Source organism: Bacillus sp. 17RED48, from assembly GCF_019837545.1.
Classification (GTDB): Bacteria; Bacillota; Bacilli; order Bacillales; family Bacillaceae_G; genus Bacillus_A; species Bacillus_A wiedmannii.
This window is the reverse complement of record NZ_JADAXG010000014.1, coordinates 39,353-54,457: the sequence shown is the minus strand read 5'-3', so window position 1 is coordinate 54,457 and position 15,105 is coordinate 39,353. Positions and strand designations below refer to the sequence as shown.

Here is a 15,105-nt window from a genome sequence, read left to right as displayed (position 1 = left end):
GTCTCAAAAACCTACTCTTTAATTACACCTTTATTTCGATAGTACACATCTTCTAACCCGACGTTATACTTCATATTATTATCCGTCCACTCCGGCCCTAAATTCCCTGGCCATCCAGATGTATTTGCTACATATTTTAGTAATGCAAAATCAGTCAAACCTTTTTGCACCCCACGCTTATATCCTTTCATTAAATGCGGCATTGCAATTTGCGCATTTATGCGCGGATCTTTCAACTCTTCATCAGTTAAATGATCTGGTGCAAGGCCACCGCCACGGTGCAATTGAAACAATCCGAATGAAGTTCCGTTATCTCCAACACTTCTTGGATTTAACCGGCTTTCATGTTCGGCAATTGTAAGAGGTATCCATTCTGGAAGATTGACTTTCTTTGCTTCCTCTATAATAATTTGTTTCATCTGTTTTGCTTCTTCTGAGTCAACATAGCTTGTCTCATTCACTAACTTGCCCATTCCTTCAGACTTTCCTTGGAAATATAAATACACCCCAAGAACAACTAAAAATCCTACAAAGAATTTCTTCACTACCACTACCTCTTTCTCCGCTGAAATTTGTCCCCTTTCAGCCTTCTTCCCTTTACAATTACCCACATTCTATCATTCTCTTACTCTTTTATCATAGCAAATAACTATATATATTATCATCATGCTTTAGACCGATTTTGTGAAAAAACAGCTGGTAAATACGTACAAAAATGTAACTTTCATAGACTACAACGTATTTTTTGTATATAATTGTAAATTGAACTCTACATATAGAATAGGAGCAGACCAAATGAAAAAGTGCATAATACTCTTGTTCAGCGTTTTACTACTTATCCCTATCCACACCTCTGCACAAACACCGTCAAAACCAAAAGTACTTGTTTTATACAGTACACAAGACGATAAAATTACAAATAATATTCAAATCCTTAATACCCAATTAGGACATTTTACAAACGATATAACTACGAAAAGTTTAAAAAGGGTTAATGAAATTACTAATTCATCTTCTTATACACATATTGTTTATATCGGTGAACAAAAAGAGGAGTTTCCTATTGAAACAAAGCAACTTCTAGAAAATTTCTCAGGTCCAGTATTAGTTTTAGGACAAAATGTTGAACAATTATCTAATCGCTTTTCTTTCATTACCCTAAAGGCTGATGATATACGAGTTAATAAAATCGAATATCCAAGTAATAAACTAAAAAACACTTTAGAAGAGGAACGATTGGTTCAATCTTTTGATACAAACGGAACTGTTCTTGCTAACGCTTTAAGCTCAAATAGCAAAAGCCCACTAATCGTTCGGCACGAAACATCTTATTACGTTGCAACGTCAAATCTCTTTAACTGGATGTCTCATTATGTCGGCGAAATGTTATTTTCTTACTTTGGTCAAAAGCCAACGACAAATAAAGTAGAGACTTATTTACGCCTTGAGGATGTTCATCCAGCCGCAGATACAAATCAATTAAAAGAAATTGCTGAATTACTAAAAGAGAAAAAGATTCCCTACATGATTACTGTTATTCCTGTATATACAGATCCAAATACAGGTAAAACACTGCATTTAAAAGATAAACCCGAACTAGTCGATCTTTTACGCTCTATGCAAGATGATGGTGCAGCAATTATTATGCATGGTTATACGCACCAATTTTATGACAGTGAAACTGGGGAAGGTTTTGAATTTTGGGACGTAAAAACAGATCAACCAATTCGTCAACCGAAGCATGAAAAACCAAAAACAAAAGATGACTTTCCTAATATCGAAGCATATAATGCATATGTAAAAAAAGGGGAAGAGTTTGAAGAAAAATATACGACTGAGCATATTGAAAAAGGCATTCAAGAACTTGTAGATGCCAAACTGTATCCTGTCGCTTTTGAAGCACCCCATTACACGATGTCTCAAAAAGGATATGAAATATTATCAAAGTACTTTTCAACTTATGTAGGACAACTACAGTTAAGTGATACAACTTGGAAATCCATGCACTCTCCAGCATACAGAAGCACACCATCCTTCTTACATGGAATGAAATTAATGCCTGAAACAGTTGGCTTTATTGAAGAAGATAAGCCACAAGCTATTGCAAAGATGAAAGCTAATGCTGTATCTGTTGCTAAATTATCCGATGGAGTTATTGGTGCATTCTATCATCCTTACTTAGGTGTGAAACCATTAAAAGAAGTATTAAAGGATCTAGAAAGCATTCCAAATATAGAATGGATTGATTTACAAAAAGAAGCAAATGAAGTGAAAATGCAAGATATTCATATTACTACTAATAAAGACGGCATTCACGTTGAAAAACCAACAAGCGTAAGTGACGTAATGGATTATGTAAAACAATATGGGTTCTTCCTTATACTTGGTTTCTTCATCATTGTCTTTCTTTTATTATTAAGACGTGCAAAAAAATTAGAATCCTAATATAAAACCAAAACGTGGCATGTTATTAATAACCCATTGATTATTTTCATAAATTATAGAAAATATTAGAAAAATTATTCATAATAAAAAGGACAAGAGTAACGCTCCTATCCTTTCAAATAAAGTGAAACTTTAATCAGTGGTGGTTTTGTCCATCCCCCACTGATTATCAGCCCTCACCAATCGGGTTTTTACGGGCAGTTGATTTCCCACCTAACTCCTCCGCATTCGTCGAATTTTGAGGTGGGAGTCTTACTGCCCGTTAATGCGGGGTAAAATTGAATCGTATTTTCATATATCGTTTTCGCAACCTTATCAACAGATATGTTTTTTATAACACTAATTTCCTTTAATACCTCTCGAATCATTATCGGATGCGTCATAACATCCTCTTGAAATTTCCACGGTCCATCTGTTTCTACCATCATATATTCAAGTGGATAATACGAAACAATTTTTCTAATTTTCTCCTTATGTAAAACATCTGGCGTAATAGAAATATAATAACCGTTCCTCATCATCCGTTTCATTGTTGTTTCACTTCCTTTAAACCAATGAAAGTGTGCACGTGAAACTTTATATTTCTCCAGTAAATCACATACAATATCAGCATCTTCATACACTGCATGCAATATAATGGGTAAATCATATTTACTAGCTAGTTCAACAAATCGTTGTAACACTGGTATATATGAATCGATAGTAATGCGCTCATCTTCTTTTCTTAAATAATACGGTAAGCCTACTTCACCAATCGCAACTATGTCTTCTACATGCTCTTCAATTAATTTATAAATTTGCTCACATTCTTCTTTATGAATCGGTTGCTCCGGATGAAAACCTATTGCTGGATGTACAAAAGGATATCGCTTTGCTAAAGATAAAGTTTCTTTACATGATTGATAATTCATAGATACCGCAATAAGCCCCTTTATCTCTTCACTATTTTCCACATCTTTAAGTAACCTGCTTTTTTCTTCATCCTTATATTGATCAACATGTATATGACTATCAATCCATTTCATCTTTATTCCCCCATAAAAAAAAACAAGAAAGGATCCCCCTTCTTGTTTTATCATCTATATTATTTAACAATTAAGTTTGTTATGATATCAAATAATCCAATACATACTACGGCAACAGTAAAGTAGCTACTGAAATCTTTAATTGGAAACTTCACTACTTCTTCTTTACGCATCCCAATTTTCTCCCTTCTTACTATATCCCTAATTATTTTATCTATTTGTATCTATTATGCAAAAAATATGACAAATTTACTATCGAATTAACTTACGTAAACCTTACAATGTTGTAAGGTTTATAAAAAGAGCCTCATCCAAATAAAGATGAGGGCTATTAAAAAGTAGTTGGTTTTTCATTCTTCATTAATATTACAAACAGAAAGTAATACAGTGAGACTTTCTAATTACACTATATGAAATTCACTATCTTTTAACCATCGAATTACATTACAGAAGACTTACATGTTTGTAAGCTATGTGTAATGTAATTCGATAGTTTCTCTTACCTATATCTCGTACAATAAAGTTAGAAAGCAAGCCAAATAAGAAGAACACTCACATAACCAAATTACATTGCTAGTAGCTACTCTTCTTATACCTTTCACTCATGCTACTACAATGTACCCCCTTCCCCTTTATATAATAAAAAGAGCCTTAGTCCATACGGACTAAGGCTTTTTCATGAACTCTAAAATACCCCTACCTAGTATTTTTATTTTCGACAAAAAATAGGCGGGGGTATAACCCGCTATCTCATCGTTAAAAGTTTACTCTTCGCATTAATAGGAATATTTACAGCTTCAATTTCTTCAATCGCCTCTCCGTAGCGTCCTTTTGCATACACCTTTAACGCTTCATCTCTCTTTAACATATGCTTAACAGTCTTCTTTATTTTTTGTTCTCTTCCACGTTCGTCAAATGCAATAAATTCATATTCATACCACTCATCACCAATATGCTGACCAATTGTATTCACGACCGTATAGTATTCTTTCGTCTTATAAAGTGGATTATATTTATCGATAACTGGTCCAAGTTTCGTAGGCAGTAACATTACTACTATCACTATCATCGCTATTATAGTAGTGATCATTTTTTTCTTCATAATCAATCTTCCTCCTCTGCAGGATATATATACATCCATTTTAAAAAGAAGGAATAAAATCTACTATTGAATCTCATTACATTACACTTACATTTTTGTAAGAATTAAAAAAGGTGAACGAATTTACTCGTTCACCTTTTAGCTCGCTTTAAAGCCACCGCCAAGTACATCACGTACATCATGAATAACAACGAAAGCATCTTCATCTACTCGACTAATAACTTGCTTTAACTTAACAAGCTCTTGTTTATTTATAACAACATATAACACTTCTTTATTTTTACCAGTATATCCGCCGCGTCCTTCTAATACAGTGACACCGCGTGTCATGTTTTTCGTAATAGTTTCACGTATTAAATCTGGTTGATTTGAGATGATTGTAACAGCTGTTTTTGTATCCATTCCTTCTACAATGAAATCAATCACTTTCGCTCCGATAAATACTGCAACAAGTGTGTACATTGCTTTTTCTTGTCCTATGATAAATACTGAACCAGCAATTACAACAATATCAATAATAAGTACGCCTTTACCAACGCTCCACCCTAAATATTGATTTGCTAACTGAGCTAAAATTGCTGATCCTCCTGATGTACCTCCAGCTTTGAACATACAGCCTAATCCGACACCGACAAATAAGCCAGCGAATAGAGCCGCTAATAACGTATCACTATTTACATGATACTCAATATGTTCCGTAACATATAAAAACAAGGATGTTTCTACAATCCCTAAAATTGTATAAACCATCGTTTTTTTATCAAAAAATTTATAACCAATAACTAGTAAAATTGCATTTATAGCAAAGTTCACAATCCCCGGCGACCAATCAAATAAATAGTACGTAACAACCGTTACACCAATAATTCCACCCTCTGATAAACGGTTTGGAATTGCAAAGTAATTAATACCAATTGCGAATAATAATGAACCAATTGTAATTAGTGTTATTTCCTTTATACGTTGATTAACCATAGTTCATACCTCCCCCCATTTGACATTGTATCACTATCTCCTAGAGGTTTAGAAGTTGTTTTTATTGCGCATTTTTACTCTTAAAGATCGGGATATTATGTTTAAACAAAGGGGTGATTAATTATTCATATTCGCTCTAACTGTACGGACAAATCGCTCCACATTCCCCTTCTGAATATACTTAGCTCGAATGGTTTCATGACTACAAGTACATTCGAAATGCGGACGAAAATCTATGCTATCTATATGCAAATATGAATAATCTTTAAATGTTGCAGGATAGTATGGAAATTTCCCATAAAAGAGAAGACGTCTAGTAGTAGCAGCAAAAATCCCATGTTGATACGATAGCGTAAAATTATCCTTCTCAAATATCCCTACGACAAAAGCCAAAACCTTTTCATCATCTTCTATATACTTTTTCATACTCAATAAAAGTTCATTCATGCATATCCCTCCAAATACTATTTTGAAAAGAATCCATGGATTATTACAGACCGGTGTAACTCCTTTATAAAGTATGAAACGCGTTTCCTGTCAAAGATATTTCAAAAAAAACAATCCGTTATGTGATTTACACATAACGGATTGAAGCTAAACGGTAGAGCGTTCCACAAGTTCATATGGAATTTCCACCTTTTCTTGTTTAGAACTTTCATCACGTATTTGCCTGTAAAACATTTCAAAGGCCTTTTTACCTATTTCCTTTAAATTTTGATCAATGGTTGTAAGTTGTAACACTTGCGAAATAGGTTGATTATCAAAGCCAATAATCGCTAAATCCTCAGGAACTTGAATACCTAATTTTTCAGCTTCTGTCATAACCCCAATCGCTACTTCATCTCCTGCTACTATTAATGCTTCAGGAAGATGCTGCATCCCCTTTAATTTATGAGCCACTTTCACACCATCTTCTAATGTAAAACATTCTGTGAAAATCCATTCTTCCTTCACTTCTTCATCTATAGATTGCAATTGCTGTTTATAAACATCAAAACGTTTTTGACTACTCGGACCTAATTTCCTTCCCGTACAATAACCAATTTTTTTATAACTTTTCTCAATCAAATAATCCATTCCTAATTGAAAAGCTGCCGAATGATTCGTATATACACTTGAGATATTTGAAATATCATTATCTTCACAAGCAACGATTGTCCCATAGGAAGCATACGGCTCTATCGTTTCCCAATCATTCGCACGAGAACAAATAATAAGGCCATCCAATTGTTTTGTTTTTAACATATGTAAACTTTTCATTTCTTCTTTTTTATTATAATTCGTTTGGCAAAGTAGCACTCTGTAATTATGGGCTAACGCCACCTCCATCATCCCGCCCACCATCGCATCAAAACATGGATGATTAATATACGGTAAAATTACACCAACAATATTCGTTTTCCCTTTTGATAAATGAACGGCATTTGCGTTTTGTGAGTAATTCAACTTCTCAACTATCTCCATAACCGCTTTCCTTTTTTCTTCACTTACATACGGATGATCATTCAATACTCTCGAAACAGTCGTAACTGAAACTCCCGCCATTTTTGCAATATCTTTAATATTAGCCATACACTCACCTCTACTTTTAACTTAATGAATTCCATGAACATATGTCAAACCTTCTCATTATTACATCTCCATTCGTTTTTCTTACAAAAGTGTAATTTTCCTGTAAGCTAATTCGATAGTTACTCTCCGCTTTTTTTCATACAATTAAGTCAGAAACAGGGCAACAATTATTCGAAAAGGAGCGGATTCATATGATGAACAAAATAAAATCAAACAATTTTTCAAATACAATGGGCATGGTATTTTCCGTTCTAATCGATGCTAAAGCTGTTGCTTCCACATTAAACAAGTAAGGAGAATTCATTATGAACAATATCACTTTTAACAAATTAGATTTTTTAGGACTAGCTAGCGGATCAGTTCTTCTTACTGCTTTTATTTACGCCGCTACGCTTGTATAACTTTTGTGTCCCCTTTCCCCTTTATTATAAATAGTAATAGAAAAGACGACCGTCTATGCCCGGTCGTCTTTTCTTATTTTTGATTTGATTGCAAAGTTTCCTTTAGCTCCTCAAACTTCTCATTTAATTGATCTGTCATCATTTTCATAGCTGTTTTTCGATCGATTTGTTCTTCAGCATCAATTTGAATTGGGTCGCCAAAAATTAATTGTGCCTTTTTCCCTTTTATTAATTCTTTTACACTTGATGGACCAACATAAGCTGCCGGTACTAACGGGACATTAGAACGCAGTGCAATCGTAACAGCCCCAGCTTTTAATGACACGTCTTCTGTTGATCTCGTACCACTCGGGAAGATCCCTACTACTTTCCCTTCTTTTAATAGGCGTGACGGAATTTTAAGTGTACTCGGTCCTGGATTCGCACGATCTACAGGGAATGCATTTACATTTTTAAAGAACCAATTTTTGAATTTCCCTTCAAATAATTCTTTTTTGGCCATGTAATGAATTTGGGTCGGATACATCCCTGTAGCTAACATTAATACATCCATAAAACTTGTATGTGTACACGCAACAACATACGGGCCGCCTTCTGGTAACTTTTCTCTTCCTTGCACTTCTACTTTCCCAGCTGTTTTAAATATATATTTCAACAAAAATGTAATTGGTTTATACATTTGTTTCGTTCCTTTCTGAACATCCGAATTATAATCATTCTCTTACAACGATTATAACACTAAGTTTTAGGAGTTGGTAATAAATTTAAGTATTAATTGTTACATTTCAATTCTTACAAAAGTGTAATTTTCTTGTAAGCTAATTCGATAGTTACTTCCCAAAATATTTCATACAATTAAGTCAGAAAGAAACAACAACTATTCGAAAAGGAGCGGATCAATATGATGAACAAAATGAAAACGAACAATTTCTTAAATACAATGGGCATGGTATTTTCCGCTCTAATCGACGCAAAAGCTGTTGCTTCTACATTAAACAAGTAAGGAGAATGCATCATGAATAACATCACTTTTAACAAATTAGATTTTTTAGGATTAGCTAGCGGCTCTCTTCTTCTTACTGCTTTTATTTACGCTGCTACGCTTGTATAACTTTGTGTCCCCTTTCCCCTTTATATAGAAAAAGACGACCGTCTATGCCCGGTCGTCTTTTTACATTTTTCTTTCTTTTAATTCTTTTAAAAGCTGTATCAGCTCAGCTTGTTGTTTTATCTTTTTACGACCATTTCGGTTAATTGCTGCAAGCTCGCAGGCAACTCCGACGGCGAAGAAAAACAATAAACTTTCTAACATGTGAAATCCTCCAATTGCCTATTAAACAGCTTGACGTAATTGCTCTTCTTGTAAAATTCGCTTGTTTATATTTTCTTCTTTTCTCTGACAAACGTTATTGCGAATAAGTGATGCAATAACAAGTAAAGTCCCTATAATATCAAACATTGTTATTCGATATCCTTGCATCATCATAATAACTAAAGTCGTGATTGGTACAAAATTAATAAATAAAATCCCATTAATGGACGATAAAATTTTCACACCATAGTTCCAAGCAAGTAACGCTACGATACCTGGTAATGTCATCATAAACAATAAATCATATTTCACGATAGAAATCGTTCCCATACTCGGAACCGATACGTATCCAAACGATGTAATGATGACAGTTATAATCGCTGTGACAGTCGTACCAAATACACACGTCAACGTAGAATAACGTAATGTTGACCAATCGCTACATGTTTGACCACCCATCGTATAAATAACCCAACCTACAACACCAACAAATATAAAGGCCAGCGAAAACATGTTATCTTTCAATGTTAAAAAGAAACTCATATCACCTTTCGTAATAACGAATACAGCTCCTACAAAAGCAATCATCATGCTCGTTATCATATACTTTTTCGGTTTTACATGCTTATATCCCCATAGAATACAAATAGAAATCATCGGCATCAGTGCTTCCATAATAGAAGCAACCATCACGCCTGATTTCCCCATTAACATTTGACCTAAAAATATAAGTACATTATATACAGTAAACGCCATCGTTCCGAAAAAGACGAGTAACTTTCCTCTTCCCTCTAAACGAAATGCCTGCTTTCCTTCTTTCATTAACAACAATACAATCAGTACGATCGCCACCGCTCCATAGCGAATAAGCGAAAAATAAAATGGATCTATGTATTCTAGCGCATGATCAGCAACCGGAAACATCGCCCCCCATGACATACTTGCAATTAAACATGCTAAAGCCCCTACTATCATTTGACCTTTTCTCAACACAATTCCCCCACTTCTTTCTATTTGCACAAAGAGAATTGTAAAAGAAAAAATATATCACGTAAAATGATTCAAAATGATGTTAACTATCATTTATAATGATAGTTAACATCAAGGAGGATCATACTATGGAATTAAGAGACTTACAAATCTTCCAAAGCGTTGCCGACCGCGGTAGTGTAAGCGGTGCAGCAAAGGAATTAAACTACGTACAATCAAATGTAACTGCTCGTATTAAACAACTGGAAAACGAGCTAAAAACACCGCTCTTTTATCGTCATAAACGAGGCATGACTTTAACAGCTGAAGGAAGAAAAATGCTCGTTTATGTTAATAAAATTTTGCAAGATGTTGACGAGCTAAAACAAGTATTTTTAGATAGTGAAACTCCCTCTGGCATATTAAAAATCGGTACAGTCGAAACAGTAAGTACATTACCTACCATTTTATCTTCTTACTATAAACGCTATCCGAATGTCGATTTATCATTACAAGCGGGTCTAACAGAAGCATTGATTAGAGAAGTACTTGATCATCAATTAGATGGCGCCTTTATATCAGGGCCTATTAAACATCCACTAATTGAACAATACGATGTTAGTACAGAAAAATTAATGCTTGTAACACAAAATAAAGCTTTTCATATAGAAGAATTTACAACAACGCCCCTACTCGTTTTTAACCACGGATGTGGATACCGTTCCAAACTAGAACGATGGCTTAAAGATGAAGGTTTGCTCCCAAAAAGAATTATGGAATTTAATATATTAGAGACAATATTAAACAGTGTTGCACTCGGCCTTGGAATTACACTCGTACCACAGTCTGCTGTCCATCATCTTTCTAAAGCAGGTAAGGTACATTGTCATGCAATTCCTGAAAAATACGGTAGTATTTCAACGGTTTTCATACGCCGTAAAGATAGCTACATGACAAATTCAATGCGCAGCTTTTTAAAAACAATTGAAGAGCATCATCATATCAATATGCTTTAACGGACATTCTTACATGAATGTCTTTTTTTCTTACAAAAATGTAAGTCTCCCGTAAGCTAATTCGATAGTTGCAGGCAATCATATTTCCTATAATTAAGACATAAAGCAGGGCAACAACAATTCGAAAAGGAGCGGATACGCATGATGAACAAAATGAAATTAAACAAATTTTTAAATACAATGGGCATGGTGCTATCCGCACTTGTCGATGCAAAAGCCGTTGCAACTACATTAAACAAATAAGGAGAGATTATAATGAACAACATTACTTTCAACAAATCAGACTTTATCGGACTTGCAAGTGGAGCTACTCTTCTTACGGCCTTCATTTATACACTTGCTCAAAGTCTTGTTTAATACTTTGTTTCCCCAAACCCCTTTATATATAGAAAAAGCTGCTTGTCTTATAGACAAGCAGCTTTTTAGTTTATTTCATATATAATTTGACCTGTTTTCGTCATATCGTATCCGCCAATCGCTTTTAATTCATTACGAAATTCTTCCGATTGCAGAATATCTTTCACAACTTCGATCAGCTCTTCATTTTCTTTATTCTTCAAAATCACTAAATCATACTGTTCTTTCATGATTGGAATAAAGTCTACGTTTACAATCTGTGAAAACTTTTCTGACCCTACTCCTACGTCAGCTTTTCCATTTGCGACTTGCGTGGCAACACCAAGATGATTCGACTCTTCCCATTCATATCCACTAATACGCTCTTTATTTAATTTTTGAATGTGCAATTGTTCATCCACTAACACCCTAATGCCAGAACCTTTTTCTCGATTTACAAATCGTATAGATGATTGAGATAAATCAGCCCATGTTTTTATATTTTTTGGATTTCCCTTTTGCACATAAAACCCAACGTTCCTTGCTAATAAATTAATCATCGTACATGGTTGTCCAACTAAAATACGTTTTACATACGGAACATTATATGTACCCGTTTCGCCATCAAACAAATGCAGACTAACGATACTTCCTTCTCCTTGATACATCTTTACTAAACTCGTTAAACTACCTTGATATGCCCTTAATACATTTGAACTTGGCAAGCGATTTTCTATACGTTTTGCCAACATATCTAACGTTAGTTCTTGTCCGCTAATAATACATGTATCCAAGCCCCTACTATCTTCACTCTTTACAGGAGTTCCCTTTATTTTCCCTGTTTTCATTTGCTTTATATATTGTTCTAAATCCGTTGCATCAATGCGCATCTGTCTACCGATTCTATAAGAAGGCAGTTCCCCTTTTTTAATTAGATCGTATACAGTTAATTTTGATACTTTTAATCGCTTCGCTACTTCTTCCGTTGTGTAGGAATGATGATCCATAGACGATTCCTCACTTTCTTTCTTCATTGTAACAAAGAAAAGAATATTTCTCCTATATTAAAAAACAACTATATCGTTCAAATTATATTCAATTATAACTAGTTATATCTAGTTATAATTAGTTATAATTAAATATGTCAAAACGAAAGGGGATTTTTTTATGAACAAGTTTACATTACGATCCATCGGAGCACTTATACTTTCTTTTCTTCTTATATTTAGTGCTGCATGTACAAGCGGCGAAAAGAAAGAAAAATCAACTGCTAAAGAAGAAAAAGCAGTAGAACTTACTATATCAGCTGCTGCAAGCTTACAAGATGCACTAAAAGAAATTGAAACAAAATATAAAGAAAAAGAACCTAATATTAAACTTTCTTTTAACTTCGGTGCTTCTGGTGCACTTCAACAACAAATTGAACAAGGCGCGCCTGCTGATTTATTCTTCTCAGCAGCCGAAGATAAATTCCAAACCCTTGTTAAAAAAGGATTTATTAATGAAAAAGAAGGGAAAAATCTTCTTGGAAATGAACTCGTTCTAGTTGTCCCAAAAGATAGTTCTCTTGCAAAAATTCAAGATTTAAAAGATGAAAAAATTAAGAAAATCGCACTTGGTACACCTGAATCAGTACCTGCGGGAAAATACGCAAAGGCTTCTCTCACACATGAAAATCTATGGAATGACATTCAAAATAAAATCGTATTTACAAAAGATGTTCGCCAAGTGTTAACATATGTAGAAACAGGTAATGTCGATGCTGGTATTGTATACAAAACCGATGCTCTTATTTCAAACAAAGTAAAGATTGGCGAGACAGCAGCAGCGACTTCGCATGAGCCAATCCACTATCCTTTAGGTGTTATAAAGGAATCTAAGCATAAGAAAGAGGCGACTTCATTTTATGAGTATTTGCAGTCAAAAGATGCACAATCTATCTTTAAGAAATATGGATTTACAGTCCTATCATAATTGCCATGAGCTTTGATGCCATTTTGTCACCGATCTTTCTATCTTTACGAGTAGCTGCATGCGCCACCATTATCGTTACAATTTTAGGAACGATAATCGGACGAGCGCTAGCACGCTCCTCATGGAGATATAAAGTAATATTAGAAACTATTTTCTTATTACCAATGGTACTTCCGCCAACCGTAATCGGCTTTTTTCTCATTATCATTTTTGGAAATAATAGTCCCATTGGAACGTGGGTAGAATCAATATTTCAGCAGTCTATTATGTTCACATCTACTGCTGCGATCATTGCTTCTACAGTTGTTGCATTTCCGCTTATGTACCAATCAGCAAAAACAGGATTTTCTATCGCGAATGTACAAATTGAAGAAAGTGCTCGTGACCTTGGTGCAAGTGAATATCAAGTTTTTCTACACGTCACACTTCCGCTTGCATTTCCGGCCTTACTAAGCGGAATGATTTTAAGCTTTGTTCGTGCACTAGGGGAATTTGGTGCTACGCTCATGTTTGCTGGAAATATTCCTGGTAAAACACAGACAATCCCAACTGCAATTTATATGGCGATTGATGCAAGTAATATGCAACTCGCTTGGACACTAGTAGTTATCACTATTAGTATGTCACTCCTATTTCTGCTATGTATTCAGCTTATTAATAAAAGAATTACTAACCCTTAAAGCAGCTTTTGTCGAAGCTGCTTCATTATTTCTTAGGAAATAAAATATACCAATGGGAAATAACTGAATTTTATATTTTATTAAAATATACATTTTATTTGAATTCACTTTCTAAAATAGGCAATTTCCTGTTATTATATGGAGGTGTTTCAAAAAATGAAGAAATGAAAACGCATTTATATCGTGAATTCTTCATCCTGTTTTAGCGATCGGTAATCTTCTACTCTATTAGTGGGGCATTACCGATCGTTAGAACGATATGTAATTATATTGGTATAGGAAATCGAAGGGAGTCTTGTAATGGACATTTTATTAGCGCTTCTTCCTGCAATTGCATGGGGAAACATCTTATTAGTAAGCGTAAAAATGGGTGGTGGTGCATATAGCCAAACGGTAGGTATGACAATCGGTGCTCTATTCTTCGCAACAATTATGTATGTATTTACTCAACCAGCTTTAACAATGACAGTCTTGATTGTTGGTTTTATTTCAGGTTTATTCTGGGCTTTAGGACAAGTAAACCAATTAAAAACAGTTGAAAAACTAGGTGTTTCAACTACCGTAACAATTTCTACTGGTATGCAACTTGTTGCAACTTCTATCTTTGGAGTTATCGCTTTCCGTGAGTGGACTACTACAACAACGATTGTTCTGGGAACGATTGCAATCCTATTAATCGTAGTTGGTGTTGTATTCACATCACTAGATGACAAAGAAAATGCACAGCCACCAGGACAATTGAAAAAAGGACTTCTTACTTTAATTGTTTCTACTTTCGGTTACCTTGTATATGTAATTATTATTCGTTGGTATAATATCGATGGTTGGTCTGCTATTTTACCACAAGCAGTTGGTATGTTTGTCGGTGCGGTTGTATTGACATCTAAACATAAACCATTTAACAAATATGCAATCCGTAATGCTTTATCTGGTTTACTATGGGGAACTGGAAACTTATTCTTACTTCTTTCATTACCACGTGTCGGAGTAGCAACAAGCTTCCCATTATCTCAAACTGGAATCGTTATCTCAACATTCGGTGCGATTGTCTTCTTAGGTGAAAAGAAAACAAAACGTCAATTGATCTTTATTGCACTAGGTAGTGTTTTAATTATCGGCGGCGCTGTATTGTTAGGTATGACAAAAGCATAAACTTATAATCTATTAATCCCTGAAGCAATTATGCTTCAGGGATTTTTTATTACAACTATTTTTTAAGTATAATAATTTTTATAACCTTATTTGTATTAACCCTCCTCCCTCCATTTTCATCCTTTTCACGATAATTCTTTTCTTTT

The 15,105-nt window shown here is 34.4% G+C and carries 18 protein-coding genes; 8 read left to right on the top strand and 10 right to left on the bottom strand.

Annotated features, from left to right (window positions below):
- Nucleotides 1-11 precede the first annotated feature (11 nt).
- Nucleotides 12-545 carry a transglycosylase SLT domain-containing protein gene (locus ILT06_RS29930; RefSeq protein WP_064474425.1) on the bottom strand — a complete coding sequence of 178 codons (534 nt, stop codon included), beginning with the start codon at nt 543-545 and terminating at the stop codon, nt 12-14.
- 250 nt (nt 546-795) lie between these two features.
- Between ILT06_RS29930 and ILT06_RS29925 the strand changes: the two genes are divergently transcribed.
- On the top strand, nt 796-2,445 hold the full coding sequence (locus ILT06_RS29925; RefSeq protein WP_088048230.1) for a DUF2334 domain-containing protein: 1,650 nt from the start codon (nt 796-798) through the stop codon (nt 2,443-2,445).
- Between the two features lie 191 nt (nt 2,446-2,636).
- On the opposite strand, the gene ILT06_RS29920 is transcribed toward ILT06_RS29925, so the two are convergent.
- The 5 genes from ILT06_RS29920 to ILT06_RS29900 all read right to left on the bottom strand — a co-directional run bounded on the left by ILT06_RS29920 (nt 2,637) and on the right by ILT06_RS29900 (nt 7,119).
- Complete coding sequence (locus ILT06_RS29920; RefSeq protein WP_064474426.1) at nt 2,637-3,470, bottom strand: TatD family hydrolase; 834 nt, start codon at nt 3,468-3,470, stop codon at nt 2,637-2,639.
- Between the two features lie 745 nt (nt 3,471-4,215).
- Nucleotides 4,216-4,572 (bottom strand): YxeA family protein, encoded by a 357-nt coding sequence (locus ILT06_RS29915; protein WP_048563001.1) that lies wholly within the window; start codon nt 4,570-4,572, stop codon nt 4,216-4,218.
- A 138-nt stretch (nt 4,573-4,710) separates the two neighbouring features.
- Nucleotides 4,711-5,547, bottom strand: coding sequence for a YitT family protein (locus ILT06_RS29910; RefSeq protein ID WP_064474388.1), 837 nt, complete (start codon nt 5,545-5,547; stop codon nt 4,711-4,713).
- A gap of 117 nt (nt 5,548-5,664) precedes the next feature.
- Nucleotides 5,665-5,994, bottom strand: a complete 330-nt coding sequence (locus ILT06_RS29905) for a PH domain-containing protein (protein ID WP_064474389.1) — start codon at nt 5,992-5,994, stop codon at nt 5,665-5,667.
- Between the two features lie 147 nt (nt 5,995-6,141).
- Nucleotides 6,142-7,119 (bottom strand): LacI family DNA-binding transcriptional regulator, encoded by a 978-nt coding sequence (locus ILT06_RS29900; RefSeq protein WP_064474390.1) that lies wholly within the window; start codon nt 7,117-7,119, stop codon nt 6,142-6,144.
- Nucleotides 7,120-7,424: 305 nt separating this feature from the next.
- On the opposite strand from ILT06_RS29900, the gene ILT06_RS29895 reads away from it, so the two are divergent.
- On the top strand, nt 7,425-7,520 hold the full coding sequence (locus tag ILT06_RS29895) for a DUF3948 family protein (protein ID WP_001060010.1): 96 nt from the start codon (nt 7,425-7,427) through the stop codon (nt 7,518-7,520).
- 73 nt (nt 7,521-7,593) lie between these two features.
- Here the strand turns inward: ILT06_RS29895 and ILT06_RS29890 are convergent, their stop codons facing one another.
- The gene (locus tag ILT06_RS29890) at nt 7,594-8,199 is read right to left on the bottom strand and encodes a lysophospholipid acyltransferase family protein (protein ID WP_000277789.1); all 606 of its coding nucleotides are present in this window, start codon (nt 8,197-8,199) and stop codon (nt 7,594-7,596) included.
- Nucleotides 8,200-8,535: 336 nt separating this feature from the next.
- Between ILT06_RS29890 and ILT06_RS29885 the strand changes: the two genes are divergently transcribed.
- Nucleotides 8,536-8,631 carry a DUF3948 family protein gene (locus ILT06_RS29885; RefSeq protein WP_001060007.1) on the top strand — a complete coding sequence of 32 codons (96 nt, stop codon included), beginning with the start codon at nt 8,536-8,538 and terminating at the stop codon, nt 8,629-8,631.
- A gap of 60 nt (nt 8,632-8,691) precedes the next feature.
- On the opposite strand, the gene ILT06_RS29880 is transcribed toward ILT06_RS29885, so the two are convergent.
- Both ILT06_RS29880 and ILT06_RS29875 read right to left on the bottom strand, forming a co-directional pair.
- A complete protein-coding gene (locus ILT06_RS29880) occupies nt 8,692-8,832 on the bottom strand; it encodes a YrzO family protein (RefSeq protein WP_000894064.1) in 141 nt (46 codons plus the stop codon).
- 21 nt (nt 8,833-8,853) lie between these two features.
- Nucleotides 8,854-9,822, bottom strand: coding sequence for a DMT family transporter (locus ILT06_RS29875; protein ID WP_064474391.1), 969 nt, complete (start codon nt 9,820-9,822; stop codon nt 8,854-8,856).
- 128 nt (nt 9,823-9,950) lie between these two features.
- Here ILT06_RS29875 and ILT06_RS29870 point away from each other — a divergent pair, with 128 nt between their 5' ends.
- Entirely contained in the window at nt 9,951-10,817 is an 867-nt protein-coding gene (locus tag ILT06_RS29870; protein ID WP_064474392.1) for a LysR family transcriptional regulator, read from the top strand.
- A gap of 255 nt (nt 10,818-11,072) precedes the next feature.
- On the top strand, nt 11,073-11,174 hold the full coding sequence (locus ILT06_RS29865; RefSeq protein WP_001060020.1) for a DUF3948 family protein: 102 nt from the start codon (nt 11,073-11,075) through the stop codon (nt 11,172-11,174).
- Between the two features lie 65 nt (nt 11,175-11,239).
- On the opposite strand, the gene ILT06_RS29860 is transcribed toward ILT06_RS29865, so the two are convergent.
- Complete coding sequence (locus ILT06_RS29860) at nt 11,240-12,187, bottom strand: helix-turn-helix transcriptional regulator (RefSeq protein WP_098110820.1); 948 nt, start codon at nt 12,185-12,187, stop codon at nt 11,240-11,242.
- Between the two features lie 133 nt (nt 12,188-12,320).
- Here ILT06_RS29860 and modA point away from each other — a divergent pair, with 133 nt between their 5' ends.
- The 3 genes from modA to ILT06_RS29845 all read left to right on the top strand — a co-directional run bounded on the left by modA (nt 12,321) and on the right by ILT06_RS29845 (nt 14,959).
- Nucleotides 12,321-13,127 (top strand): molybdate ABC transporter substrate-binding protein, encoded by an 807-nt coding sequence (modA, locus tag ILT06_RS29855; RefSeq protein WP_098101576.1) that lies wholly within the window; start codon nt 12,321-12,323, stop codon nt 13,125-13,127.
- A 5-nt stretch (nt 13,128-13,132) separates the two neighbouring features.
- Nucleotides 13,133-13,807: a molybdate ABC transporter permease subunit gene (gene modB / locus ILT06_RS29850; RefSeq protein WP_046956647.1), complete on the top strand. Its 675-nt coding sequence runs from the start codon at nt 13,133-13,135 to the stop codon at nt 13,805-13,807.
- 300 nt (nt 13,808-14,107) lie between these two features.
- Complete coding sequence (locus ILT06_RS29845; RefSeq protein ID WP_000353549.1) at nt 14,108-14,959, top strand: GRP family sugar transporter; 852 nt, start codon at nt 14,108-14,110, stop codon at nt 14,957-14,959.
- Nucleotides 14,960-15,105 lie beyond the last annotated feature (146 nt).